Raw genomic sequence first — 26,604 nt, 5'->3', positions numbered from 1 at the left:
ATGTTAAAAACCTTAAGGTTTTTCGCTCCAGTGTTCATGCTGGTCTTATGTGCCTGTAGCTCTTCACAAAAAGCAGAACTAGACTATTCTTTGGCGGCTATAAATAGTGCTGTTGAGTCGCAATTAACTATGGGTATTCAGCGTAAAAGTGAAAATGGACGAACATTTTTTTCTCGACCATTTGTGGTTAAGCAAGAAAATGAATCTGATGGGAATATTGTGCGTCAGCGTGGTCGCGCTAAAGTCGAGGTTTCCGGTGATCGTAGGCCTTATACTATAGATGTGTCTGTGGACATTGAGGGCGCTCAGGTAGTTGGAAAAGAACAACCTAGTGATAGTGACTATTCAAGAATTCGTTCTGACAATGGACTAGCCAAAAAGCTATTAAGTAATATCTCGGCTACTCTTGAACGTCGCGGACAATACAAAAACTTCATTGACGATTTCCGTCCTTTCTAGCAAGATTAATAGATAGATATTCAAAGCTTCTCTCTGACTATGGAAGGTTAAGAGATTGCAAACAGTGCTCGTACATCAAAGAAGTAAATCTTTTAACAGCTCAGCGGTTTTGCTTGGCTTGAGCATTTCTGTTCTTCTTTCTATTCCTGTTAAAACTGCAAATTATGATTTTAGACATTTCAATGTTGATGAAGGCCTCACTATTTCATTTTCAAAGAGTGCACCTCCACTAGCTGCACTTGAAGATGAAAGACTCCCCGTTGTACAAACAGAACCAACACAAGAGTTTATTGTAGAAAAAGGATCCATTGCGCTCATAGCCGGAGTAAATGCTGCTTGGCCGAAGCTTAAGCGCTATGCGAGATTTTTTGCGCACATCTCTCAAAAATCTATTTCCCATAAATCTTATTCAGCAAACGCTAATGACACAAATATCACAAGCATCAATGATCTCACCAAACTGGTTGTTGCAGTACCTGCACAAAAAGAATTGGTTGTTAGGCCTAAGGGGCCAATGAGATTATTGCAAGTAAGAGCCTTAACAGAAATTATGTCTGAGCCAAAAGCTGACATTAAGAAGATTCAATTGGCGCAAGCAAATCCCACTATTGTGAATGATGCACAAAACTCAGTGCGTACCATTCGCGATGAAGTTGAAGAACCTCTTAAAGCACCAGCAGTGATGCGTTCACTGCCCACAGGTGAAGAGGCGCCACCGAAGATTGTGGATCCACAACTTAAAGTAATTATTCCAAATACAACATCAGAGAAGATCGCTGATACTAAAAAATCAAAAGTTTCAGAACCTGAAAGTTCTAGCGATCAAATCATTATAGATGGGCCTAGCAAAAAAGATGTTTGGAGGATTGCAGCGTTAAACCAGCCCAAAGCCCCTGAAATTCATAAAACAAATGATGCGTCATCAAATGATGGTGGAAAAAAATCTGACACAAGTTTTTTAACCGATGAAAAGGTTAATGACCAACTCTTCGCAAAAAAAGTAGATGAGGCCCCAACCCCCGCTGTAGAGACTACTCAAGAGATTAGTCATAAAATTGTTGGACGCGTAGAACTTATGGGTGGATTAGCGGCAACTGGTAATAGCACAAAACTGGATATTCAATGGAAAACTGGTAATCATACCAGACCTGCATTGGTTGACTATTCAACGGGCGAGTTCGTTATTGAAACCCCCACTCTTCAGGCCGGTAAAATTATTGCCACATTAATAGATGATACAACGCGAGTTTTGGGTCGGGGTGATTTTGATTTAACAGATGTTGGTCAGCCTGGGCAGAGAATGCTTGAGGGCGTAAAAATTATCATTGAACCGCAAAACTCACTCATTAAGGGCCAAATCTTTAGCGCGTATAGTGTTGATGAGAATTTCATTCCGGTAAAAGAGGCAGAACTTTTTGCCCCAGCGGCTGTAAGAGAAGTTGCAGACGCTAAAGGAAACTTCAGGCTCGGTGGACTCAGCTCTGATTCGACATTCTTTCTTGATGGATATGCGCCAGACCATTGGGGAACAAGAGTCATGGTTGAAGGAAACCAAAAACCACGAGTTCCTGTATTTTCAGAAAAAATGCTTCAAAGCTTTTTTGATATTACCGGCCATTCAGCAAATAACACAGAGCTTGGTGTAATCTGGGGCAAGGTTAAGCGTAAGGGCAAACCAATCGCCGGTGTTTCAGTGGGATTGTCATCGCCTGATGCCATTGGTCCAATATATTTTAATGCATTACACATTCCTGATAAAAACATGAGAGCAACATCCGATAACGGACTTTATGCATTCATAAAGGTAAAACCTGGTCTTCACGTTGTGATGTCACAAATTCAAAATCAAGAGTTACCATCAACAGTGGTGAGTGTTGCGCCAACGATGGTTTCGTATGCTGAAATAAATATGAAGGTAATGCAAATTCAGGGACGTGTTTATGACCCCGTAAAACAACAAACAGTTCAAGCCCAGGTAAGTGTCGTTGGTACTTCAAAGACAGCGGTTTCAGGTCAAAATGGATTTAATTTAAAGATTCCAAGTACAGATCCGGTTTTATTTGTAGATGCTAATGCGGGACCTGAATATTTTATTTCACGAGAAGCCGTGGCGCGCACCCAAAGTAAAAAAATCGATATGTACATGTTTAAAAAATCTTGGCTCTCAGATCAGTTTAGAAATATGGGTTTAAAATATGATGAACAAAAAGGTATAATCCTTGGCTATGTAAATGGCCCGGCATTTCATGTCGCCTTAGATAGCAAGAGCAGTGACTCTGTAAATGAAAATACGCTCTACTTTGATAATACAGGTAAAATTCAACCTGATAGTATTGAGGGTGTTGCTGGCGGTGGTGGATTCATCATCACGAATCTAAAGCCTGGAGTTCACACCTTGGTGATCACGTCAGCTGAAGGTGAAATAGTCGCTTCACGTATATTTGTATCTGAGGCTGGAGTTTTAAACGTACTATCTATGCCGCTTAGACCTTAATTGCTGTTTTGCGATTCAAATAGATCTTAGCTTCGGTTCTTGCGATCCAAATCATTAACAATACTGTGTGCGTCTTCAGCTTGTTGATGAAACAATTCCATTCGCGCTTTTCGGCCAACAGGTAATCGAATATGGTAACCCACTGGCAAATAAGTATTGGCGGCTATTGTTTTGTTCTTAAGATCAGGATTATAAAGCTTAAGCTCTTCCATTGTGATGCCTACGATGTCTGTCAAAGTGCGCGCACGCATGCTGTATTTAAGATCAATTGTATCTGCCTCTAAGGGGAGATGTTTATCCATTGTTCCAAAAATTTCATCTTGATACTTTTCGCCATGAAGTGCTGCTAAAAATTCGCAATAAAAATTCATTGATGCAAAGCCAAATGAAGGAGATTTATATTTTTTAATGATCTCAGAGAGCGCTGTGGTGCGAAGTTGTTTCTTAGCGCGAAAGAGTCCACCGGGGCCATGGTTATAAGCTGTAACGGCGAGCGGCCAGGATCGAAGAATTTTAAAGTTACTGAGCATTAATTTTGCGGCAGCTTCGGTTGCTTTAATGGGTGAGTTTCTTTCATCAATTTGATCGCCAACTTTTAAGTAATAAGTGCCAGTGCCCACCATAAATTGCCAAATTCCACTTGCTCCAACTTTGCTTTGTGCTGCTTCATTAAAGCTTGACTCAACAAGTGGTAATCTAACGAGTTCAACGGGAAGATCGTAGCGGGCAAATATTTCTTCCATTTCATTTATATATTTAGAGCTGTGGACAATGCCACTTCTGTAATAATTTTTCTGACCACGTTGATCACGCACATTATAAGCTGCGGTTTTAAACACTTGTTGTCTTTTTCCAGGAACACTTTCTAAGAGTTTATAAAGTCGAAATTCTTCTGCTGAGAGTTTTGTGTATTTCTTTTTGCTCGCTAAGTTTGTTAAAAGATTTCTAATATTATTTTTTGCGTTTGCTATTGAATTTCTTTCGTTTGCGTCTTTGGTGAATCTGCTTGTGGGTTGTGCGTAGATATTGCGCGCATCAACAACGGCGAAGATGATCCATGGATATTGTTGATGATGGATTACTGAAAATCTTGAAGAATATTTTGTGTAAATATCAAACCAGAATTTAACGCGATCGCGTAATACAGCGGGCACTTTAAATTCTGGGGATAAGCGATTAAGTCTATCACTTAAAACGTCATCAGTATTTAAAGCGTGATCAACAAATTCAAGAGGAATTTTATTAATGTCATCTTCAAGATCAAGCTTCTTTTGAATATCAATTTTATTTACAGTCTCAACAATTTTAACTTCACGAGCGTCAATTTGTGCTTCAGCAATAGGAGCGCTTTCTAGTGCGGGCTTAACGAGATCACTCTGCAAAAAAGTGAATGCATTTGCAATACGATCACCCTCTTTATCGCTAACAACAAAAGCGCCATAAAGAATGGTTGCTGGAATCGCTATGTAGAGGATTATACCTGTTAATAACTCTCTTATAATTCTCATTAAATCACTCCCCATTGTTACCCCCTATTAGAGCAAGGGCAGTGCCATTGGTTATAATAAAATACACAGCAATTACAAATACTTAATTAGTTTGAACGGTATTAAAACCGTCTAAGAAATAGACGCTTGTACGGAACTTTCTGGTCGGTCAATTGAGGTGGATTTAGGGGCTAATTCAAATATAGGGGTTTATACATCGTATTTGCGAAGGGCGTTTATAGCGCTTTTAAAGCCAATTTTTACGATACGACTTAATATCTCTGGGTTAAGTGAGAAATGATCTACAAAAAACATTTCGTAGTTTTGTGATTGAGGATGAATATAAATATAATCCACCTCTCTACGAAAGTTGGCTTTTTTAGCAAGTATTTCAACTAAACGCTCAGCATGTTCTGGCGGCAACCCATTTTCTTTAAAATACCCTGCAACAGTATTAATCATGCTGCGCACATTTTCACGAGCCTGGATGCTCTTAATTATTTTTTGCTCTACGACTTGATACAATGCTTGGTTGATAATAATCGGAAGACCAAAATTACTCAGTGAGCCGACTTCAGGTGTGTAGTGATAAGGTTGAATAGAATAACTTGAAATAACAAGATCAGCACCCACATCACTTGCAACATGTGTTGAAAGAGTGTCTCTAATTTCTCCGTCAAAATAATAAATCGGGTCACCCGTCAGATCTTTAATGGGATACGGAGTAAATACGGGAGGTAAGCTAATCGATGCGGCTACCGCATCACTAATGGGAGCATAGTTGATATAACTAACTTCGGGATCTTTTGTCTGTGTTGGTAGAGGCCCAAACACAGCTTTTCGTGAATGATTTAAATGTGTGGCAATGGCAAAAAACTCAACACCCAATTCACTAAATGAATTTGTGGGGAGTACATATTTACGCATGTATTTTTCAATGCCTCGTGCAGTAAAAATACCATCAAGTTTTAGTTTGTTTTTTAAAATCGTTTCAATGCCACCGGTGATTAGAGATTTATTTTTAAAGAGGTAGTTATACATTCCGCCAAATGAAGGGGCGTTTAGTGAAAACATGTCGAAATAAGACATGGCTTTAAATTTTGTTTTACGCACAGGTTTTTTTATGAGCCCAGCACCCATTTGAAAACTTTCAATAATATTTTCAATTGAATGACCAGATGCTAAAATAGAAGATATAAAAGCCCCTGCACTTGAACCAACATAAGTTTTAATGGCTAGGGGATCATGGAGGTGAGGGCTTTCTTCCACGCGTTCGTGGGTGCCACCAATAAATTTAAATCCTTTTTCTTGAAGTGCTAAACAAACCCCAATATGAAATGCCGCGGCTTTCACGCCACCACCGCTTAAGACTAGAGCAATTTTCTTTTTATTCTTAAGCTTCAGCATAAGGCCTCAAGTTAGAGTAAATCACACCGCAGTTATATATTTTATCCGTGTATTTTTCTAAAGTACCACCATAATCCATATTTATTGAGTACCCACCATGGTCTGGTCTAGTGAATACTCAATTTTGAGTTTACAAAGGTTTTTCACATGTTAAGCTTGAGTAGTCGGAGGGTGTTATGGCATCTACTCAATGGTTACCGTTACTCAGTTACTCAGCAAAGTATGGCATAAGTTTGTCGACTTTAAGGCGGCGCATCAAGTCTAGTACCATTAATTTTAAGCAAGAAAATGGTAAATATTTAATAGCTGATGAAATTGACGATGTGCGTGTGACTCAACCTCAACAACAATCTAAACCCACGTCTCAATCTACACAAAATTTTCACCAAGAAACACAATCTGCCTCTTTGCAAACATCTACGTTCGTTGAAGCGTCAGTCTTAACTTCTGCAAACCGACTCGTTGAAGAACTCAAAGCAGCTTACGCAAAAATTTTGCAAGAAAAAGAAGAGCAAATTTCTCTTCTCAAAGAAGAAGTCGTTGATTTACGCATGCTTGTTCGAATTTTAGAAGACCAAGTAAATAGAACACGTGGCGCCGAAGCACCACGTACACAGTTACCCTCACCGGATGATATTTTTTTCGGCGGTTAAGCCGCACCCGCAACTAATCGACCTTTGCGTTGCTTAGCACCGCGTGAGCCAATTGTTGAACCAGGATCTTGACCAGCAGTCTTTAATGAAGTGATCTTCTTTTCAAGAGCTACTGCCAAAACCTCAGAAAGATTTTTCACCGGAATAAAATTCAGTTTCTTTCTGAATTCCTCGGGAATTTCTTCCAAGTCCTTCACATTGCGAAAAGGAATAATTACGTCTTTTACGCCTTGTCGCATTGCCGCGAGAGATTTTTCTTTTAACCCACCGATAGGAAGTACTTTTCCTAAAAGTGTAAGTTCACCTGTCATTGCAACATCTTTTCTTACAGGATTATCTGTAAGTAAACTAATGATCGAAGTGGCAAGTGTGATACCAGCCGAAGGACCATCTTTGGGAATAGCACCTGCGGGAATATGTACGTGGATATCATGCTCTGCAAAATAATCTTCTGAGATGCCAAGATCTTTAGCGTGAGCTCGTGCAAAACTCATTGCGGCTGTTGCTGATTCTTTCATTACATCGCCAAGCTGACCTGTTAATGTAAGTCCGCCTTTGCCCTTCATTTTTGAAGCTTCAATGTAGAGGATTTCTCCGCCAAATTGAGTCCAGGCAAGACCCGTTGTAACGCCAATCTCGTTTCTCTCCAATTCATCTTCGCGGATGTATTTTGGAGGACCCAAGAGTTTCTCAACAGATTTTTGGTTGATGATGGTTTTCTCGGTGCTGCCTTCGGCAACTCCGCGGGCGATCTTTCTGCAAACGCTTCCAATTTCGCGTTCGAGATTTCTCAAACCAGCTTCTCGTGTGTATCCGCCGATGATGCGTTTTGTGCCTTCATCTTTGAATTCAATGTTTTTATCTGTAACGCCGTTTTCTTCCATCTGTTTCTTGATCAAGTACTTGCGTGCGATGATCAATTTTTCTTCTTCGCTGTAACCAGATAGTTGGATGATTTCCATTCTATCGCGTAAAGCTTGAGGAATGGTTTCTAAAACGTTAGCAGTTGCGAGAAACATTACGTTGCTAAGATCAAAATCAATATTTATATAATGATCGCGAAATGAATGATTTTGTTCGGGGTCTAAAACCTCAAGCATTGCTGATGAGGGGTCGCCTCTAAAATCACTTCCGAGTTTGTCAATTTCATCGAGTATGAAAATAGGATTGTTTGTTTGAGCTTGCTTTAAACCCTGAACAATCCGACCGGGCATGGCACCTACGTATGTACGTCTGTGACCGCGAATCTCAGCTTCATCTTTTACTCCGCCAAGGGAGATGCGAACGAATTCACGACCCATGGAGCGAGCAATACTTTTGCCAAGAGAAGTTTTACCTACACCTGGGGGGCCTACGAAACAAAGAATCGGACCCTTCATGCGGGATTTTAATTTTCTAACAGCCATAAATTCCAAGATGCGATCTTTAATCTTTCTTAGATCAAAATGATCTTCGTCTAGAATTTCTTTGGCACGTTGGAGATCAAAATTATCTGCAGTGTTTTTTGACCAAGGAAGATCCACGAGCCAGTCTATGTAAGTACGTACCATTGTTGCTTCAGAAGCATCAGGGTGCATTCTCTCTAAACGTGACAATTGCTTAAGAGCTTCCTTTTCGGCGTGCTCAGGCATGTGACAAGCTTCAACTTTTTCACGTAATTCATCGATTTCTTCAGACTTTGTATCTTGTTCACCAAGTTCAGATTTGATGGCTCTGATTTGCTCGCGTAAGAAGTATTCTTTTTGCGAGCGAGTCATTTCATCTTTTGCTTGTGAGCGGATGCGCGCTTGCATTGCCAATAATTCAAGTTCTTTTACTAAGAGATCATTCACACGACGGAGACGCTCTTTGTGATCAAGTGTTTCAAGGATCGCTTGAGCTTCTTGAACTTTAAGACCTAGATTACTTGCGACAAGGTCAGCAAGTCTTCCGGGATCACCTACATCATCAAGTACCATGAGGATGTCAGGTGAAAGCATTTTTCCAAGGGAGATGATTTTTTCAAGATGCTCTTTTACATTTCTGATCATCGCTTCAATTTCGATTGAAGGAGCAGAGAGTGCGTTTTCATCGATTTTTTTAACTTTTACTATAAAACTTGGTGCGGTCTGAGTGAATTTTTCAACTCTACCTTTTGCAACACCTTGAATGAGAATTTTTACGCGCCCGTCTGCGAGCTTTCGCATTCTCATGATCATTGCGATTGTTCCGACTTCATAAATTGACTCAGGTGAAGGATTTTCTTCAGTGAGCTCTTTTTGTGAAGCCAGAAAGATTAGCCTGTTTTTTGCTAATGCATCTTCGACCGCTTTGATAGAAGGTTCACGACCCACAAATAGTGGCAAGATCATGTAAGGGAAAACTACAATATCCCTAACAGGAAGCATTGGCATTGTTTCTGGAATCTCAAGCGCTTTATCGTCGAACGTCATTGTCTAGCCTCCGAGGAGAGTAAAGTTGTCTCATTAAACTCATCGGAGATGAAAGTTCGAATCTTTAGAAAATAATTCAGATTATAAGGGCTTGGCTGAAAATAATTTTTAACAAACGAGGTATTTGAACTCGCGATCAGTGTGTCAGAGTATTTCATGTATGAAAGCATTGATGAAAATAAAAAAACCAGACCTTCATATCGAAAGTCTGGTTTTTTTATTTGCCTAGGATATAAGCCTAGTTATTAATTAATAAGCAAAAACTCTTTCTTTGTGTTCTTCAACCTCTTTACAGGCAATGCACAAAGTGGCTACTGGACGCGCTTCTAAGCGCTTCGGCTCGATTGGCTCTTCACATTCCTCGCAAACGCCGTACGATCCGACTTCGATTTTTCCAAGAGCGCTTTCAATTTTTTGAATTAAAAGACGTTCTCTGTCTCGAAGACGAAGCGTCAGATTTTGGTGGACTTCACTAGCTGCAAGATCCGTCTCATCAGCAAGATCATCCTGGTTGTGTTGAGCTTCTTCTTTCAAAAGTTTTCTGCTGTTATTTAGCAGCTCTGCTTTTTGAGTCAGAAGCAACTTCTTAAAACGTTCCAGCTCTTTCGCACGCATGGTATCCCCTCCCCGAAGCGAAAATATGGAAACTTCTACTGCTACATCCTTGTACTGCTTATCCCCCGAAGACTGTATTGCTTACAAATATACAAAACAGACTTTGTAAGATTTGTAGTCGCGAGGAGTATTTTTGTCACGCAAATAATGCGTAACTATATAATTTTCCAACGGATTTATTGTTGCGGTGCGTTTATTGCGCCGCCCCTACCGTGTTATCTGATTTGACTATTTGACCCTTGATGACGGTTAGTGGAATCAAAGATTTTTCCACTTCGCGAAGGTAAGACATTTTGAGAGGACCCGTGGCTCCGTTCACACCTGTTGCTGACAGCAAACGATCTCTCAGAGCCACTCTTGTCGTTGAGTACCCCATGCCTTTGAGAACGTTATCAAGCAGTGAAGCCGCATCATAACCTTGTGCTTCGAAGACATCAGGTTTGTATCCAAATTGAGAATTAAAATCAGTGGTGAAACGCTTCATAAACGGACTTAAATCGGCTTGAAAATAATCATCAATAAATAAAGAATTTTCAATAAATTTACCACCGCGCTCGATGAATTGAGGTGAATTCCACAGATTTGTACCCAATAAAGGAATTTTATTTACATCATTATAGGCAAGCATGGCAGCCACTTGACCAACTGTTTTTGGGCTATCAGGAATAAAAATCGCATCGAAATCAATTGCAGGAGGTAGTAAATCTTTTGGAGGTTTTTCTCGCGCTGATTTACTTGTTTGTTCTTTTTGCCAAGCCGCAAGTCGTAGAGAAAGTTCTTTTCCGCGATCATCTTCAGCGTAGTAAGTGCCAACTAGGCGCTGAATGACGTCTCGAAAATCTTTTTCTTCAGGACGATAGGTTTGCGCCGCCATTACTTGTCCGCCTCGAATAAGGACATGATCCCAAAAAGCGGTCGCGTATTCTGTACCGTAAGAATCGTTAGGAAAAATAATCGCAAAACGTTTGTAACCACGTTGAGTCATAGCCACATCAACAAGTGACTGCATTTGTGCGTCGGGTGTGAGGGTGCTTCTAAAAATAAAATTACCAATCTCTGTGATGCCTTGTTTTTGTGTGAGAGTAATACAAGGCACACCTAACTCTTGAGCTTTAATCGCCACAGCTTGAGCTGTTTTACTTACAATATCACCCAAGATAGCAACAACATGATCTTGGCTCACTAGTTTTTCAACACCACGTCTTGCAACGTCAGCGTTACCCTCGCTATCAATTATGGCTAATTTTATTGGTGAATCACTCGATTTATTAAAAAGACCCATTCCCATTTGTATTCCACGAAGAGTCTTGTAACCCATTTGTGAATGTTTTCCACTCAATGGCAATACAACTCCTACGCTTGTGGCATCAGTACGCTCTAAAGCATCAATCGTACTTAAGTATTGCTGAGCGCGTTTAGAAAATTCTGTGTTGGGAAATTTTTCTGCCACCACAACAAATTGTTTTCTCGCTGTAGACCAATTTTTTTGATCAAAGTGCAAAGTTGCTAGTCGATAACGGGCTTGTGGCTCGAGGCGTGAGAATTTTTCATTTCCAATGATTTCATCTAATTGTTTTTGCGACATATTGCCGTTGATAATATCGGCGACCTTTGTCCAAAGAAGTTGTTTGTCTTGTTGGTTTTCCTTCAAATCAGCCACAGACATGAGATCAAGAGCCGCCCCCGGACTGTTTCCTTTTTGAAGTTTTAGGCGAGAAGAAAGTTCAAGAGCTTGAATGGCTAAGGCGTTGTCAGTGTTGTCTTTTATGCGAAATTTTTTAAGAAGCTCAAGCGCTTCATCGTAGCGAGCCAACTGAGTTTGAGCATTGGCGGCACCAACAATTGATTGATCGTAATATTGACTTGCACGAGTACCATCAACAATTGAAAGCCAATATCTTGCAGCTTTGAAATAGTCACCTTGGTCGTAGTAAATGATTGCTAAGTAGTAAGCTGCATCATCTGTGTATTCGGTATTTGGATAATTCTGAATAAAAGTTTGTAACTTTTTACTAGCAAGTGGTGTTTTCTTTTTTTTATAAAGTTGCTCAGCTTCATTAAATTCTTTGGCTTGAAGGGCTGTGGCTTGCTCGGGTGCTACTTTTTTAACTTCAGGTGTGGTGGAACAACCACTTATGAATATAAGTGCAAAAAAATTCAATAAGATAAAAGTTGATTTTGTTTTCATGGGGTTTTTTTTAAGCTCCTGATTTTTTCTTTATACTCTTTTTTCATTGGAGTTTCTTGAGTAGCAGTTTCAAGTTTTTTCAAGAGATCCTTTTGCTCACTATTAAGGCTAGCAGGAACATCTACTACAACTCTAACAAAAAGATCTCCTGCGCCGTAGCCACCTAGGTGAGGAAACCCTTTTCCTTTAACGCGGAATGTTTTCCCACTTGGAGTGCCGTGAGGAATCTTAAGTGAAACTTGACCATTGAGAGTTGGAACGCTTATTTCGGTTCCAAGTGCTGCCTCAGAATAACTTAATGGAACTTCACACATAATTTCATCATCTTGTCTTTCAAACAATACATGCTGGGCCAATTGAATCACGACATATAAATCTCCAGGAGGTCCGCCTTGTGGGCCTTCATCACCCTCGCTTTTTAGTTTTAAGCGCTGACCCGTGTTAACACCTGCGGGGACACTCACTGCTAATTTTGTTGGAGTTTGAACAACACGTGCTCCACGACAAGTATTACAAGGGTTTTTAATTACCGTTCCCTCGCCATGACATTGTGGGCATGGGCGTGACACAGCAAAAAAACCTTGTTGAAATCTGACCTCACCGGCTCCACCGCATTGTACACACGGTGTAGGTGTTTCCCCAGATTTACTTCCCGAACCTTTACATGTTGTGCATGAACGATTTCTCATAAAGCTGATTTGTTTTTCACAACCAACTCCAGCATCTTCAAAACTTACAGTAAGAGTATATCGAAGATCAGCTCCTCTTTGTTTGCGAGGATCTCGTGAGCGTCCGCCTCTTTGGCCGCCAAAAAAATCTCCGAAGACATCGTTAAAGAGGTCTTGAAAACCACCGGAGTTGTATTCATAGCCACCACCGCCGCCGAAACCTCCGGCACCACTAGCTGCATGGCCAAACTGATCATACATCTGTCTTTTTTTAGCGTCACTTAAGACGTCATAGGCCTCAGAAACTTCTTTAAATTTTTCTTCTGCACCTTTGTCGTCTGGATTTTTATCAGGATGAAATTGAAGTGCAAGTTTGCGATACGCCTTTTTAAGTTCGTCAGCACCGGACGTGCGTTGGACTCCAAGTACGTCGTAATAATCTCGCTTGGCCAAAGTAATTACCCTTCTTTCTGGGGAGTGTTAACAACGACTTGTGCGGGGCGAATAATTTTTCCGTTGAGCTTGTAAGCTTTTTTAAAGACTTGTGTAACTACATTGGGCGGGAGATCCGGGTTGTTTGATGAAGTTAGAGCCTCATGCATTGTAGGGTCAAATATTTGTCCTTTTGCATCGACGGCTTCAACTCCAAAGCGCTCTAAAGATTTACTAAATTGAGCAATGATCATTTGAATACCACTTTTATATTTTTCAAGACTCTCAGTTGTAAGTTCTGTGTTTGCCGCAAGTTCAAGATTGTCTAATACGTTTAAAAACTCTCTGATAACGGGCTCAGAACCAAACTTAATAAGATCAGAGCGTTCTTTAATCATTTGCTTTCGATAATTATCAAAATCAGCTCTTAAATAGAGGTTTTGCTTTTTTAACTCTTCAAGCTCATTTTTTGCCGGATCGCTTTCAGTAGGTATGTCTTTAACAGGCAAAGCGGTCACGTTATCGTTTGCGTCATCCTTGGGATCACTCATAAAACCTCATTTCTTAAACTCATATCAATATGATTTCAGGAGGGAATTTTGTCAATGCCGCGAGGCTTAATTATCTGATTAAAGGCTGTAAAAAGGTGAGTTCTTCAAAGACATGATTTGAAAGAAGAATTCCCTCAGGGCTCAGTGCATAACCGTTATCATTCTCAATGAGGAGTCGCTTGTTTAAAAGCTTTTCTAAGGGTTTTGCTGCAATGCTCTGAAGTGGGCGGCTAAACTTACGCTCAAAATTTTCTGGCTTAAAACCCTCAGCGCGACGTAATGAAATATGAAAAAAATCAGTCAAGGCTTGATGTTCCTTAAGCCTTTCGCCACTTTCGTTAGGTAAACCGTCTAATGTCCACGGTTTTGAATCTTGCTGTTCAATTTGTTTTACATAGTCATTGATTGAGCGTGGGTTCCAAAATCTACTGCCCCATTCAAAGCGGTGGAGATAACTATGACTTGAAAGACCAATGCCCCAGTACTCGTCGTCATTCCAATAAAGTAGATTATGCCGGCTCTCAAAACCCGGTTTTGCGAAATTACTTATTTCGTAGCGATTAAGACCATGCTTTAGAAGTCTAGTTTCAATAAGTGAAAACATTTCGATTTGAACTTCATCTTGCGGGCGGTTTTTTGCCATTGGATTTGATTCAGGAACTGTTAAACAATAGGGGCTAACATGCGGTGGATTAAAATGCTGGATCTCATCTAAATCATGGGCGAGATCGTCTAAGGTTTGAGTCGGAAGCGCAAAAAGAACATCCACTGAAAAATTTAATTTATAAGAATTTAAAAGACTCAACGTGTCACGCGTGTCTTGTGCAGAATGCTTGCGGTGAGCAATCTTTAAAAGCCGATCATTGAAGGATTGCGCTCCAACTGAAAAGCGATTGAATCCACCTTTAATCAGTGCTTCGAGTTTTTTCTGCGTCAGAGTTGCCGGATTGATCTCAATAGTTACTTCAGACGATTTTGAGAGTTCAAAACCGTTTTCTTTCAATGTGTTGATTATTTCGATAAGCTGAGAAGGCTCAAGAAGTGATGGTGTTCCTCCACCAAAATAAAGTGTATCGAGTTTTCGTGGATGAATAACTGAGGCGCGCGAAGTGATTTCTTTTTTCACGAGTTCAACATAAGATTGGGGCTCGAGAATTTGAGAAAACTCGTAAGTAGCAAAGTCACAGTAGACGCAACGTTGAAGACAATAGGGTATATGGACGTAAACACCAAAAGCCATGGCCTGTTATACTAGCAACATGAAGGGATATCCACTGCAATGCTCACACGATTTCAATTGAAGAATAGGTTGAAAGTTTTACTTGTTGAATCTCATAAAGCACCCGTAGTCGCTGTGCAAATGTGGGTAAAAACTGGCAGTGCTGATGAAAAAAAAGACGAAGAAGGTATTAGTCATTTCATTGAGCATCTGGTTTTTAAAGGAACAAGTAAATTTGGAGTTGGAGAAGTTGCAAAAACCGTTGAAAGCTCAGGTGGTGAACTAAACGCGTACACTACTTTTGATCACACAGTTTTTCACGTTACTATGTCAAAAGAAGAGCTTGATGTAGGGCTTGATTGTATTGCTGAAATGATGGGTTTCCCAAAATTTGATCCAGTTGAAATAGATAAAGAGCGAGAAGTTGTATTAGAAGAAATTAAACGATCCTTTGACAATCCACATAGCATTTCGATGCAAAGATTATTTTCAACGGTGTTTAAAAAACATCCCTACGGAATTCCTGTTATTGGGTACGCAAAAAATATTAAAAAAGTAAAACCTAAGACGCTTGTGAAATATTATCAATCACGTTACGTGCCTACAAACATGACTTTGGTTGTAACGGGGGATTTTGATAAGACTGAAATTAAAAAACAAATTGAAAAATACTATGGTGCGTTTAAAGCTCATTCACTGAAAAAAATCGCACGTAAAAAAGAATCACCGCAAAAGCAGCCCCGCGTTGATTATCTCACCACTGAATTTCAAGAGGCCGCACTTAATATTGCTTTTCGTGTACCTGCTGCTAAAAATGCAGATGTTGCAGCACTTGATGTGCTTGGGTGTATTTTGGGTCAAGGCGATAGTTCACGTCTTGTTAAAAGATTACGCCTTGAAAGATCTTTGGTCATGGGCGTAAGTGCCGGGAGTTTTAACCCCTTAGACGAAGGCCTTTTTGTTATTGGGGTAAATGCAAAAGCCGAAAATATTTCTGAAACAATGGATATTATTACCCAAGAATTAGGATACATTTTATCTCACACTATTTCCCAAGGCGAGCTTAGTCGCGCCAGACTTAATTTAGAGGCCGAAGAGATTTTTTCTCTGGAGACAGTAGACGGCCTTGCTCGAAAAGTAGGTATGTTTCAAACGTTACTGAATGATCCAGAGTATATTCAGCGATATCTTAAGCAAGTTCAAGCACTCACACCTAAAGACATATTGCGCGTTGCTCGTAAGTATCTTTCGCCTGAGAGAAGCAGCGTGACCTTGATGATTCATAAAAAAGAAACATCGGTACTTCCAAAAAAGAAATTTCAAGAACAGGTAAAGGCCTTATTAAAACAGTTAAAGACTTCGCAAAAACAAAAAGTTTCTGTTGATAAAGAAAAAGTACAAAAAAGCCAAACACTTAAAGTGCCTTTAAAAATGTCTGTTCATCACAGTAAAATTGTAAAACACAGACTACCAAATGGCGCACTTGTGGTTTTAAAAAGAAACCCCGAAGTTCCAATCGTGCATATTAAAGCTGGGTTTTTAGGAGGCGTAAGACTTGAGAAAGATCATAATCAGGGAGTAACAACACTCCTTTCAAACACCTGGACATCTGGTTCTCGCCGCTACACAGAAAGTGAAACCGCCTCAATCATAGAAGATTGCGCGGGAAGCATTTCAGCTTTTGGCGGACGTAATAGTATTGGAATGACTCTTGAATCTTTAAAGATTCATGAAGAGCGCGCCTTAACACTTTTTGAAGATGTGTTGAGTAATCCAATATTTCCACAAGAAGCTGTTTTAAGAGAAGCTTCGATACAAAAAGAACATTTGCGTACGCGCGGTGATCACCCTTCAAGTGTTGCCGGACAAATATTCATGGATAAAATATTTAAAGATCATCCCTATGGACGTGATCTCTTGGGCACAAACGAATCTATTTCAAAACTCGGAACAGATTCTATTTTAGAACATTGGAAAAAAATAGTTTCTTCAGACAACGCGGTTTTTGTAGCAGTTGGTGATTTTGACGAAGATAAACAACTTAAATTTTTTCAAGAAATGTGCAAGGGCATTGGTCGTGGTCAAAAACAAGAATCTCGTTTTGATATCGCACCACTCACAGAAAATATTCACGCCTATTCACGATCTGAAAAAGAACAAAGCCATATTATTGTTGGTTATCGCGGAATTTCTTTTAAAGATCCCGATCGCTATGCACTTCAAGTCTTGCAAGCCATTTTGGCGGGGCAAGGTGGGCGTCTATTCTTAGAGCTTCGAGATAAAGCATCACTTGCCTACACCGTTTCACCTGTTCACATGGACGGAATCGAAACCGGATATTTTGGTGTGTATATTGGTTGTTCTCCTGAAAAAGGTAAAACAGCGATTAAGATGATTCATCAAGAATTAGATCTTATTACGCAAAAAGCACCCAGTGATGATGAGGTTGAGCGCGCAAAACGTTATCTTGTTGGTCAAAATCACATAGGACTTCAGCGCAATGGTTCACAGGCTTCTTCCATATTATTTGATGAACTTTATGGAATTGACTGCATGGACACATTTCGATTTGCAGAGCATCTTAAAGAGCTCAAAGCTCAAGACGTTCAGCGAGTTGCCCAGCGCCTCTTTAATGCTCCCTATGTCACTGTAGCCGTGGGGCCAGAGCAACCTTGGTGAGTATTAAAATTTAGACAAAAGGCTAGTGCTTTCAGCTATATAAGGTGCTTACTTTACTCCTTAACCCTTGGTATAATAGAGGTAGAGGGGAAGGCATGACCAATAAGATTTCCTTGTGCACGGCACCTTCGGAATACTTTCAAGAACGTGTGACAGAGGCGATGTCACATCAAGGCTTTGAAGCGTCAAAAGTGGCAGAATACTACATTGTAGACCTGCTTGCTCGATACATGATCACTACAAATCTATTTGATAAAACTCACGAAAATACAAATGACACTGAGCCTTTGGCGGTTCTACTTTTGAAAGCGCAATCTTCAGAATTAGATGATAGTGCAAAGGTAAAAATACTTAAAAAACTTGGCGATACTTCACTCTATATCAGCGGGTTTTTTGCAGATTCACTTAATCGCAAGGTTATTGATTTAGATTATTATCGTGAAATGGGAGCAATCGCCTATCGAAGTCTCTCGGGGGCAATTAAAGAAGATTCATTTCAAGAGCTCTACGGTGAACTACATAATAAATTTTCAGGTTTTGTAAATGTACTCACAGAGGTAAGCCAAGAGGTATTTGTTCAAAACAATCAAAATCTCTTGCGACTTTATGAAGTCTATGTTCGAACGGGGAGTGAGCTTGCGCGTAAGCAGTTGCAAGAAAAGGGACTCCCCACGACTGTTCCTTTCGGACAATCTACTGAGCGCAATTCAAAAAATTAAATAGGAGAGATTCTTTAATGTTTAATCTCGGATTTAGCGAAATGCTGCTCTTGGCGGCCATAGCGTTAATTTTCATTGGTCCAAAGCAATTGCCACAACTTGCAAAAGTTTTGGGGCGAACAATTGGTGAATTAAAAAAAGCCATGTCAGACGTTACAGTTTCTATGACAAGCAATGTTGTAGATGATGAAATTAAAAATAAAAAAACAAGCAATGAGTTAACAAAAACAGATGATAAAAATAAGAGCTCCACATGATTGATAGTGAGGGGCCACAAACTCAGTCTCAAGTTATGACAATTGCCGAACATCTCTCTGATCTGCGCGTGAGGCTTATTACAACGGCATATATTCTTCTGGGCGGCTTTGCTCTTTGCTACGGATTTAGTGAGTACATTTTTAATTTTTTGCGTGACCCAATTGTTCCGTACCTGCCAGCGGCTGATAAGGGTTTGCATTTTACGGGTCCGTTTGAAAAATTTATGGCGCATATGAAGGTGAGCTTTTTAGCGGGTGTGATTTTAACAAGTCCACTTTGGCTTTATCAAATTTGGAAATTTATTGCTCCAGGTCTTTATTTAAAAGAAAAAAAATATGCAGCAGGTTTTGTATTCTCAGGAATTTCACTTTTTGTAGGTGGATCTGCATTTGCCTATTATGTGGTTTTACCTTTCGCTTTTAAATTTTTATTAGGCTTTGGTGGCACAACCGATACGCCGATGATCACCATTAGTGAATATATAGATTTTATTCTAAAATTTTTCTTAGCCTTCGGTATTACTTTTGAACTTCCTGTGATTCTTGTATTTTTAGGTATCATGGGTGTTATTGATCATCAATTCTTAATCAAAAACAGACGTTATGCCATTGTTGTGTTGGCCGTAATTTCTGCGGTTGTAACACCACCCGATGCGCTGAGTATGCTCGCACTTTTAATTCCGCTAGTGATTCTTTATGAAATCAGTGTGGTTCTTGTTCGAGTTTTAACTAGAAAAACTACTTAACAGTTGCCGGAACAAATGAAATTGAAATCGCTGCGCCTTGTGGGGGTATTGAAGCCCCGTGAAAAACTATTGAGTTAATAGTTGCATTATGAGTCCAGCCATTTACTGGATCTTGAGCAATCTTAACTCCATTTACAGTGACCACGATGGTGTCTACCTGAGGTGTGCGATCAAGATAAAACTGTGTGCTAAGTTCTGCGATATTTTTTTGTATGAGATTTAGAGATGTTGAAAAATTTGGATCACAAATGCTTCCAGAAATTCCATTTGTTAATGTGCTTAGCTGCATGTAGCGGCTCGGATACTGAATTTCTCGATGACCTCCACAATTCTCATCAAGTCTTGAAATATTTGAAACGTTATAGCGCTTAAAGCTTGATGTTGAATTAGTCAGTGTATCGAGTTGAGTTACATAGTTATTTACTGGATCAATATCTGGGTGTGAATAATCATGTGGATTGTCTCCGCCTGGTTCGGCTGGTCGATTATAACCGCTAAAATCATCTTCATCTGAAACAATAATTACGGCTAAAAAAGACTGTGGTCTTAAAAACCCTGCGTTTAATGGACTATTAAGGGCTGTCATAAAGCTTGAAAATGCTCTTTCATCACCATTGCCGCGAATACATTGTTTTGCATTTATTGAAAAAACACTACTTAGATTTGGCGTTGATGGGGTGATTACAAAAACATTTGTAAATGGTGCGGCGGGGTTTCCGCAGATACTATCATTACTGATTGCTTGATAAACGCCACTTGAAGTTTTAATGGCGCGATCACGAAATTTTGCAACTGAAGAATTTGCTGAGTTATAACCACTTAATTGTGAATTGGCTAGGTAAGCGTCAGTACCAATCACCGCAATTTTAAAATCATAACCCTTCGTTTGAAAGTCGTTAATAAAAGCTGAAAAATTACTTGCAAGGTTTACTTGCTCCTCACCCATAGAGCCCGAGCTATCAATTACAAAAAGAATATCGAGTTGATTATTAAAAAAACCAGGTGCTTGTTTAAAAACTTGATTGGTGGGCATTATGCTAAAACTAGGACTACCTGGCCCACAAGCACTTAATGTAAGCATTAAAAACAAACACATTGATATTGATGTGGTGTTCATATACTCCCCCACTCCATTGTTTGATTTTACAGATCATCGAACAGAAGGTCAAAGTGTGTTGGATATATATTTTTGAGCTGTATATTTGTTAGACGAAAAACGATTAATCGAAGAGTTTAAAATAAGATTCCAAGCGTAATTTAAGTGCTTTTTGGTTAACTGTGAGTTGTGCGTCTGGAGTGAGCACTTTTTGATAAATATTTACTTTGCGAATGCAATCACGCACGCGACAGCTAATGCATATTCTGTCTTGTATGCCATTAAAGGGGTCAGGAAAATCTTCGTCATCTAATGAGCCCTTTTTATTTAAATATCTATAAAGCCTGAGTTCAAGAAAGTTGAGCGCATCCATTGTGTTTTGTTTTGCGACTACACTGTTAAATTCATTCTTAGATGAATTCATTGCAATTTTTGAAACCCAACCGTAATGATCTGAGAGATTTAATGAGACCCCAAGTTTATTTACAAAACGCTCTGTATAAGAAAGTTTGTTTTCAATAATTTTTAATTTCGGAGAAACAAAAACATAGTCCACCTGACCACTGGGGTTAATATTAAACATATTGTCTTTACATGAAGTGCAAGTGGTCTTATCGAATTCTTCTAGTGTGTTGCCGCTGAGTGAGGTTAAGGTTTTCCAGAATTTATATTCGGTATGAAACCAGCGCATGTTAAAATCACCAGCGACAACAAATGCGTCTGAATCTACGTTTTCAACAATATGCTGAAATATTTCAAAAAGTTGAGCTAAGCGTTCTGGTGTGTAGCGATCTTCAATTGCGTCAGTGGCGGTTAATCCGTGTCGAGCCACTGTATGTAGATTAAAAAATGAAATGGGTAGGCCATTAATATCAAGTGTCGCCATCGAAACACCCTTGCCGGCAAATACTTCGCCCTCCCACAGACGACCAAATCCACCGTTTAAGGTGAAGGGCATAAAGGTGTGGCGTTTATAGGGATGCTTTGAAAGTGAAAATAAACCTGAACCAACCGTGTTATTCACATCTGAGTACGTGATAAATGGTAGGCCAGCTGAACTATAAATTTCTTGGCGACTTCGTGTTGTCCAGGCTTCCTGTAACAATGCATAGTCAAGATCTTGTTCTCTGAGTGCCTCACCAATTTTTGGCATTCTATCGTTTTTAAACTTACTAAAGAGCATTAAACCCCAAACATTGTATGTCGCAAGTTTAGCTCTCCAAGTTGTTAAATTTTTAGTTTGTGTGTAATTGGGGATAACTGTCGGGTTAAGTGCTTTGGTGTTGGCGTTAACACTAGTAGTGATTACGACTATTAAAACCAGAGTTAAAAGAAAAGAATTTTTAAACGACAACATTTTCTTTATGAACTCCAAAAACTTGACGAAGTGTGTGGCTAATTTCACCCAATGTAACTTTATTCTCTAGGGCCTTTACAAATAAAGGTATCAGATTGTCATTTGTTTTTGCAGCGTTGAGAATGTGTTCTAACGAAACCTTAACATTTTTTTGATTGCGAGAGGTTTTGTACTTTTTTAGCCTAGCAACTTGTTTTTTCTCAAGTGCTGGCGGCACGCTTAGTATTTTTAATTTTTTCGTAGTGTTTTTCTCATCCACGTAGGCATTAACCCCGACAATGATTTCTTCGCCTTTTTCTACGTGACGTTGAAATTCATAACTGGCGTTTTGAATTTCTTTTTGGATAAATCCAGTTTCAATACAGCGAATAACACCGCCCGAATCTTCGATACGTTTAATATAATCTTTAGCACCGGCTTCAATTTTAGAGGTGAGATTTTCAATATAATAACTCCCACCAAGTGGGTCTACGATATTAGGTGCACCTGATTCGTTGGCAATTATTTGTTGTGTGCGAAGTGCTAGTGTTACGGCCTCTTCAGTTGGTAAACCCAGGGCTTCATCTTTCGAGTTTGTGTGAAGACTTTGAGTTCCGCCTAAAACTGCTGCCAAGGCTTGAAGGGTTACGCGTACGACATTGTTTTCAGGTTGCTGGGCAGTAAGAGTGACTCCTGCAGTTTGAGAGTGAAAACGAAGGAGCCAGCTTTTTGGATTTTTTGCTTTAAAGCGATCGCGCATAATTTCTGCCCAAAGCCTTCGGGCCGCTCTAAATTTTGCAACTTCTTCAAAGAAGTTATTATGCACATTAAAAAAGAAACTCAATCGAGAAGCAAAATCATCTACATCAAGCCCGGCATCTAGGGCTGCTTGAACGTAAGTAATGCCATTTGCTAAAGTAAAAGCAACTTCTTGAATTGCAGTAGAGCCAGCCTCACGAATATGATAGCCACTAATGCTCACGGTATTCCACTGAGGAACGTTGTCCTTACAATATGAAAAAATATCGGTGATGATTCTCATGCTGGGGCGCGGAGGATAAATATACGTGCCCCGCGCTATATATTCTTTGAGTAAATCATTTTGTATGGTGCCTTTAATATCTTTGAGCGAAACATTTTGTTTTTTAGCTACGCAAATATAAAGGGCCAGTAAAATTCCGGCAGTTGCGTTTATGGTCATGCTTGTTGAAACTTTATCTAGCGGGATGTCTTTAAGTAAAATCTCCATGTCTTCAAGAGAAGAAATGGCCACCCCTACTTTGCCGACTTCACCTTTTGCCATAACGTCGTCAGAGTCATAACCCATTTGAGTGGGGAGATCAAAAGCCACACTTAAACCAGTTTGGCCTTTTTTTAATAATAATTTATAACGCTTGTTACTTTCTTCAGCGGTACCAAAACCAGCGTATTGCCGCATGGTCCAGAGTCTTCCGCGATACATGTCTTTTTGAATTCCCCGCGTGTATGGAAATTCGCCGGGTGCGCCCAAAAACTTTCCATAATCTTCATGTGTTATGGAATCTTTAGGACTAAAAAAAAATTCAGTTGGTTTCAAAGGAGACAAGAACAGCCCCTGTGTCTACGGAGGCGCCTTCGGCGATATGCACATTTTTAACTACGCAGTCATGTGAGGCGCGCATTTCATTTTCCATTTTCATAGCTTCCATAATTAAAATTGGAGCACCCGCAACTAGTCTTTGCCCTGTTTTGACAAAAATCTTAGCAATTTTACCGGGCATACCAGCTGCAAGTTGGTCTGAACTTCCCATTCCACCTGAACCTTTCAAAGATTCATGCAAAAGACTTTCGTCATTGTGGATAGTGACATTGCGATAACTATTTCCGGTAAAGATCGTGCACCCTTCTTTGGTGGGAACAAGATCAAGCATGTATGATTTGCCGCCGAATAAAAAAGAAATGGCATCATCAAATTTTGTATAATCAACTTTTGAAATTTCAATAAGCTCGGGTTGTTCCCCAACTTGTTGAACATTTACCTGCCAATGGGTTTTGGTTTCTTTAACCTCAACCTTGTATTTTTTTCTTTTAATCTCTGCTTCAAAATACATTTCTTACCTCAAAGACATTTTTCGACCATAGCGTTTCCAGTGGCTGACAAGATTGAGATCCCAAACGCCCTGGCTCTTGTGTTCATTAAACGCTTCAATTGCGGCGGTAATTAAGTAAACGCGATCATCGATTGTTGTGAATAGTTTATCAAAACCATCAAAGTCTTTTTCAATAAAGTGAGTTGAAAAATCACCTTTGAGAAATTTCTCATGCTGTAGAATTCTTTTGTGCAAAGGAATGTTTGTTTTTATTCCTGTGAGAATAAATTCTTCCAGTGCTCTCAAGCATCTAGCAATTGCGGTGCTACGATCTGGCCCCCAAGTACTTAGTTTTGCAATCAATGGATCATAATGCATGGGAACTTCATAGCCAGGGTAAACATAGCTATCAATTCGTGTGAAAGGCCCTTGAGGATGTCGGCATCTGACAATTTTCCCTGGGCTTGGCATAAAGGTGATCGGATCTTCTGCGCAAATTCGAGCTTCTATAGCCCATCCTCTTTGAGAGAGATCTTCTTGTTTAAAAGTAAGCTTATTGCCAAAGGCTACGAGAATTTGTTCTTGAACAAGGTCTACGCCTGTCACAAGTTCAGTAACCGGATGCTCAACTTGAAGACGTGTGTTCATTTCAAGAAAATAAAATGCTCCTGAATCAATATCAAAAATAAATTCGATTGTACCAGCGCCTGTGTAATTAACTGATTTTGCTGCGCGCACTGCGATTTCACCCATTGCGGCTCGCGTTTTTGGATTCAACGCTGGCGAGGGGGATTCTTCAATAACTTTTTGATGTCTTCGTTGAATGGAACACTCTCGTTCAAAAAGATGAACAACGTTGCCGTGATTATCGCCGAAAACTTGAATTTCAATATGTTTAGGGTTGGTAATATATTTCTCAATATATACGCTCTCATCACCAAAATAATTGAGAGCCTCAGATTTGGCACCTCTAACAGCGCTCTCTAGTTCTGCTTCTGTGTGAACAAGGCGCATTCCTTTTCCACCACCACCTGCTGCGGCTTTAATCAAAACAGGAAAGCCTACTTTTTTAGCAAACTCTCTAATCTCAACGGGGTCAGTTACCGCTCCTTTTGTTCCGGGTACAATCGGAACCCCGGCTTTTTCCATAAGATTGCGGGCAGAAATTTTATCACCCATGCTACTAATCGCGTGGGGTGTGGGGCCAATAAAAACAATGTCAGATTTTGTACAGGCTTCAGCGAAGTCTTCATTCTCAGATAAAAATCCATATCCAGGGTGAATCGCTTGGGCGCCAGATTTTTTAGCCACATCAATAATTTTTGGAATATTAAGATAACTTTCACGACTCGGTGCTGGGCCAATGCAGTAAGCTTCGTCAGCCAAAAGCACATGTAAACTATTACGATCAGCTTCGCTAAATACCGCTACAGTTTTGATTCCCAACTCTTTACACGCGCGGTGTACTCGAATTGCTATTTCACCTCGGTTGGCTATTAGAATTTTTTTAAACATTTTCCTAGCCTCCCTTAGAGTGGAATATTCCCGTGCTTACGGGGTGGGTTTGAGTCGCGCTTGTTTTTTAAACTCTCAAGGCCGTCAATAATTCGTCGGCGTGTTTGTGAGGGTTCAATGACCTCATCGATATAACCAAGCTCTGCTGCTTTATACGGATTAGCAAATGTAGATCTATAATCTTCGGTGAGTTGATCTTTTATTTTTTGATCGCCGCCAGATTTTAGAATTTGCTCTCTAAAAATAATACTAACAGCACCATCAGGACCCATAACTGCGATTTCAGCCGTTGGATAAGCCAAATTCAAATCACCACGAAGATGTTTTGAAGACATAACGTCATAAGCGCCACCGTAAGCTTTTCTAGTGATGAGAGTAATCTTTGGAACAGTTGCTTCAGCATAAGCATATAAAAGTTTTGCGCCGTGTTTAATAATGCCGCCGTATTCTTGTTCTGTTCCTGGTAAAAAACCAGGAACATCTACAATTGTTACAAGTGGAATATTAAATGCGTCACAAAATCTAACAAAGCGCGCAGCTTTTACCGAGGCTTTAATGTCGAGACAACCAGCAAGATGTGTCGGCTGATTTGCGACAATGCCCACACTTCGACCATTAAATCTTGAAAAGCCAATGAGAATATTGGGCGCGTAATGTTGCTGCACTTCTAAAAAATAACCTTCATCAACGATAATCTTAATGAGATCTTTCATGTCGTAAGGTTTTTTTGAGCTATCAGGAATAAGTGAGTTTAATTTTTCTTCTAAGCGATCTTGCGCATCTTTTGCGGGTAAAACAGGTGGGTCATCAACATTGTTTGAAGGTAAAAAGTTTAAAAGCTCTCTAATCATCAAAAGACAATGTTTGTCATCTTCACAAGCAAAGTGAGCGACACCAGATTTTGAACTGTGCGTGAGTGCACCGCCTAAATCTTTTTTCGTCACTTCTTCGTGAGTTACAGTTTTAATAACATCTGGCCCAGTAACAAACATGTAGCTTGTGTCTTTAACCATGAAAATAAAATCAGTGATCGCGGGGCTGTAAACGGCTCCACCGGCGCAGGGTCCCATGATGGCAGAAATTTGTGGGATCACACCACTTGCTAAAGTATTTCGTAAAAATATATCAGCATAACCGCCAAGACTTTCAACGCCCTCTTGAATGCGGGCACCCCCGGAATCATTAAGACCGATGATGGGTGCGCCATTTTTCATTGCCATTGTGAGTATTTTGCAAATTTTTCGAGAATTAGTTGCGCTTAAGCTTCCGCCAAAAACTGTGAAGTCTTGGCTATAAACATAAACGAGTTTTCCGTTGATGCGACCGTAGCCAGTGATAACGCCATCACCAGGAATTTTTTTATCTTTCATTCCAAAATCGCTACAGCGATGTGTAACAAATCTATCGAATTCAACAAACGATTGTGGATCTAAAAGAATCTCTAAGCGTTCGCGCGCAGAAAGCCGGCCTGATTCTTTATGTTTTTGTAAACGTTCTTTACCACCGCCCAGCATGGCTTTATCGTTGCGCGCTTCTAAATCTTGTAAGCGTTCGTGGGTTGTCATTTCTGGCATGATTGATC

Annotated in this window: 21 protein-coding genes; 7 read left to right on the top strand and 14 right to left on the bottom strand. The window is 39.9% G+C overall.

The genetic code is table 11. The features are described from left to right. Positions 1 to 459, top strand: a complete 459-nt coding sequence (locus SGI74_07010; GenBank protein ID MDZ4677246.1) for a hypothetical protein — start codon at positions 1 to 3, stop codon at positions 457 to 459. 64 nt (positions 460 to 523) lie between these two features. Beyond that, positions 524 to 2,953, top strand: a complete 2,430-nt coding sequence (locus SGI74_07005; GenBank protein ID MDZ4677245.1) for a hypothetical protein — start codon at positions 524 to 526, stop codon at positions 2,951 to 2,953. A 26-nt stretch (positions 2,954 to 2,979) separates the two neighbouring features. Here the strand turns inward: SGI74_07005 and SGI74_07000 are convergent, their stop codons facing one another. Both SGI74_07000 and SGI74_06995 read right to left on the bottom strand, forming a co-directional pair. Then, positions 2,980 to 4,461 carry a lytic transglycosylase domain-containing protein gene (locus SGI74_07000; GenBank protein MDZ4677244.1) on the bottom strand — a complete coding sequence of 494 codons (1,482 nt, stop codon included), beginning with the start codon at positions 4,459 to 4,461 and terminating at the stop codon, positions 2,980 to 2,982. A 189-nt stretch (positions 4,462 to 4,650) separates the two neighbouring features. Beyond that, a complete protein-coding gene (locus SGI74_06995; protein MDZ4677243.1) occupies positions 4,651 to 5,847 on the bottom strand; it encodes a patatin-like phospholipase family protein in 1,197 nt (398 codons plus the stop codon). A gap of 176 nt (positions 5,848 to 6,023) precedes the next feature. Here SGI74_06995 and SGI74_06990 point away from each other — a divergent pair, with 176 nt between their 5' ends. Continuing rightward, positions 6,024 to 6,500: a hypothetical protein gene (locus SGI74_06990; protein ID MDZ4677242.1), complete on the top strand. Its 477-nt coding sequence runs from the start codon at positions 6,024 to 6,026 to the stop codon at positions 6,498 to 6,500. Here SGI74_06990 and lon read toward each other — a convergent pair. From lon to hemW, 6 genes are all read right to left on the bottom strand, one after another. Next, a complete protein-coding gene (lon, locus tag SGI74_06985) occupies positions 6,497 to 8,932 on the bottom strand; it encodes an endopeptidase La (protein ID MDZ4677241.1) in 2,436 nt (811 codons plus the stop codon). The genes SGI74_06990 and lon overlap by 4 nt on opposite strands. Positions 8,933 to 9,181: 249 nt before the next feature. Further along, complete coding sequence (gene dksA / locus SGI74_06980; GenBank protein MDZ4677240.1) at positions 9,182 to 9,547, bottom strand: RNA polymerase-binding protein DksA; 366 nt, start codon at positions 9,545 to 9,547, stop codon at positions 9,182 to 9,184. A 193-nt stretch (positions 9,548 to 9,740) separates the two neighbouring features. After that, complete coding sequence (locus SGI74_06975; protein MDZ4677239.1) at positions 9,741 to 11,735, bottom strand: penicillin-binding protein activator; 1,995 nt, start codon at positions 11,733 to 11,735, stop codon at positions 9,741 to 9,743. Continuing rightward, positions 11,732 to 12,862, bottom strand: coding sequence for a molecular chaperone DnaJ (dnaJ, locus tag SGI74_06970; protein MDZ4677238.1), 1,131 nt, complete (start codon positions 12,860 to 12,862; stop codon positions 11,732 to 11,734). Before dnaJ ends, SGI74_06975 begins: the two co-directional genes overlap by 4 nt. Beyond that, entirely contained in the window at positions 12,862 to 13,386 is a 525-nt protein-coding gene (locus SGI74_06965; protein MDZ4677237.1) for a nucleotide exchange factor GrpE, read from the bottom strand. The genes dnaJ and SGI74_06965 overlap by 1 nt, the downstream gene beginning before the upstream one ends. A 70-nt stretch (positions 13,387 to 13,456) precedes the next feature. Further along, a complete protein-coding gene (hemW, locus tag SGI74_06960) occupies positions 13,457 to 14,626 on the bottom strand; it encodes a radical SAM family heme chaperone HemW (GenBank protein MDZ4677236.1) in 1,170 nt (389 codons plus the stop codon). 69 nt (positions 14,627 to 14,695) lie between these two features. Here hemW and SGI74_06955 point away from each other — a divergent pair, with 69 nt between their 5' ends. From SGI74_06955 to tatC, 4 genes are all read left to right on the top strand, one after another. After that, positions 14,696 to 17,284, top strand: coding sequence for a pitrilysin family protein (locus SGI74_06955; GenBank protein ID MDZ4677235.1), 2,589 nt, complete (start codon positions 14,696 to 14,698; stop codon positions 17,282 to 17,284). Between the two features lie 95 nt (positions 17,285 to 17,379). Then, the gene (locus tag SGI74_06950) at positions 17,380 to 18,003 is read left to right on the top strand and encodes a hypothetical protein (protein MDZ4677234.1); all 624 of its coding nucleotides are present in this window, start codon (positions 17,380 to 17,382) and stop codon (positions 18,001 to 18,003) included. Between the two features lie 17 nt (positions 18,004 to 18,020). Continuing rightward, entirely contained in the window at positions 18,021 to 18,260 is a 240-nt protein-coding gene (gene tatB, locus SGI74_06945; protein ID MDZ4677233.1) for a Sec-independent protein translocase protein TatB, read from the top strand. Beyond that, positions 18,257 to 19,006, top strand: coding sequence for a twin-arginine translocase subunit TatC (tatC, locus tag SGI74_06940; protein MDZ4677232.1), 750 nt, complete (start codon positions 18,257 to 18,259; stop codon positions 19,004 to 19,006). Before tatB ends, tatC begins: the two co-directional genes overlap by 4 nt. Here tatC and SGI74_06935 read toward each other — a convergent pair. The 6 genes from SGI74_06935 to SGI74_06910 all read right to left on the bottom strand — a co-directional run bounded on the left by SGI74_06935 (position 18,999) and on the right by SGI74_06910 (position 26,596). Beyond that, positions 18,999 to 20,123, bottom strand: a complete 1,125-nt coding sequence (locus SGI74_06935; protein ID MDZ4677231.1) for a VWA domain-containing protein — start codon at positions 20,121 to 20,123, stop codon at positions 18,999 to 19,001. The two genes, tatC and SGI74_06935, sit on opposite strands and share 8 nt — an antisense overlap. A gap of 103 nt (positions 20,124 to 20,226) precedes the next feature. Next, complete coding sequence (locus SGI74_06930) at positions 20,227 to 21,459, bottom strand: endonuclease/exonuclease/phosphatase family protein (GenBank protein ID MDZ4677230.1); 1,233 nt, start codon at positions 21,457 to 21,459, stop codon at positions 20,227 to 20,229. Next, positions 21,446 to 23,023, bottom strand: a complete 1,578-nt coding sequence (locus SGI74_06925; GenBank protein ID MDZ4677229.1) for a methylmalonyl-CoA mutase family protein — start codon at positions 23,021 to 23,023, stop codon at positions 21,446 to 21,448. The genes SGI74_06930 and SGI74_06925 overlap by 14 nt, the downstream gene beginning before the upstream one ends. After that, positions 23,001 to 23,528 (bottom strand): biotin/lipoyl-containing protein, encoded by a 528-nt coding sequence (locus SGI74_06920; GenBank protein ID MDZ4677228.1) that lies wholly within the window; start codon positions 23,526 to 23,528, stop codon positions 23,001 to 23,003. Before SGI74_06920 ends, SGI74_06925 begins: the two co-directional genes overlap by 23 nt. Positions 23,529 to 23,531: 3 nt before the next feature. Next, a complete protein-coding gene (gene accC / locus SGI74_06915) occupies positions 23,532 to 25,022 on the bottom strand; it encodes an acetyl-CoA carboxylase biotin carboxylase subunit (protein MDZ4677227.1) in 1,491 nt (496 codons plus the stop codon). 14 nt (positions 25,023 to 25,036) lie between these two features. Further along, positions 25,037 to 26,596 carry an acyl-CoA carboxylase subunit beta gene (locus tag SGI74_06910; protein ID MDZ4677226.1) on the bottom strand — a complete coding sequence of 520 codons (1,560 nt, stop codon included), beginning with the start codon at positions 26,594 to 26,596 and terminating at the stop codon, positions 25,037 to 25,039. Positions 26,597 to 26,604 lie beyond the last annotated feature (8 nt).

Source organism: Oligoflexia bacterium, from assembly GCA_034439615.1.
In the GTDB taxonomy this organism is placed as follows: Bacteria; Bdellovibrionota; Bdellovibrionia; order JABDDW01; family JABDDW01; genus JAWXAT01.
Note: the sequence above shows the minus strand (reverse complement) of the source record. Positions and strands in the feature narration are given on the sequence as shown.

Coding starts and splice junctions, on each gene's coding strand:
- SGI74_07010 (MDZ4677246.1), top strand. CDS start 1: ATGTTAAAAACCTTAAGGTTTTTCGCTCCAGTGTTCATGCTGGTCTTA.
- SGI74_07000 (MDZ4677244.1), bottom strand. CDS start 4,461: ATGAGAATTATAAGAGAGTTATTAACAGGTATAATCCTCTACATAGCG.
- SGI74_06995 (MDZ4677243.1), bottom strand. CDS start 5,847: ATGCTGAAGCTTAAGAATAAAAAGAAAATTGCTCTAGTCTTAAGCGGT.
- SGI74_06990 (MDZ4677242.1), top strand. CDS start 6,024: ATGGCATCTACTCAATGGTTACCGTTACTCAGTTACTCAGCAAAGTAT.
- lon (MDZ4677241.1), bottom strand. CDS start 8,932: ATGACGTTCGACGATAAAGCGCTTGAGATTCCAGAAACAATGCCAATG.
- dksA (MDZ4677240.1), bottom strand. CDS start 9,547: ATGCGTGCGAAAGAGCTGGAACGTTTTAAGAAGTTGCTTCTGACTCAA.
- SGI74_06975 (MDZ4677239.1), bottom strand. CDS start 11,735: ATGAAAACAAAATCAACTTTTATCTTATTGAATTTTTTTGCACTTATA.
- SGI74_06965 (MDZ4677237.1), bottom strand. CDS start 13,386: ATGAGTGATCCCAAGGATGACGCAAACGATAACGTGACCGCTTTGCCT.
- hemW (MDZ4677236.1), bottom strand. CDS start 14,626: ATGGCTTTTGGTGTTTACGTCCATATACCCTATTGTCTTCAACGTTGC.
- SGI74_06950 (MDZ4677234.1), top strand. CDS start 17,380: ATGACCAATAAGATTTCCTTGTGCACGGCACCTTCGGAATACTTTCAA.
- tatB (MDZ4677233.1), top strand. CDS start 18,021: ATGTTTAATCTCGGATTTAGCGAAATGCTGCTCTTGGCGGCCATAGCG.
- tatC (MDZ4677232.1), top strand. CDS start 18,257: ATGATTGATAGTGAGGGGCCACAAACTCAGTCTCAAGTTATGACAATT.
- SGI74_06935 (MDZ4677231.1), bottom strand. CDS start 20,123: ATGAACACCACATCAATATCAATGTGTTTGTTTTTAATGCTTACATTA.
- SGI74_06930 (MDZ4677230.1), bottom strand. CDS start 21,459: ATGTTGTCGTTTAAAAATTCTTTTCTTTTAACTCTGGTTTTAATAGTC.
- SGI74_06920 (MDZ4677228.1), bottom strand. CDS start 23,528: ATGTATTTTGAAGCAGAGATTAAAAGAAAAAAATACAAGGTTGAGGTT.
- accC (MDZ4677227.1), bottom strand. CDS start 25,022: ATGTTTAAAAAAATTCTAATAGCCAACCGAGGTGAAATAGCAATTCGA.
- SGI74_06910 (MDZ4677226.1), bottom strand. CDS start 26,596: ATGCCAGAAATGACAACCCACGAACGCTTACAAGATTTAGAAGCGCGC.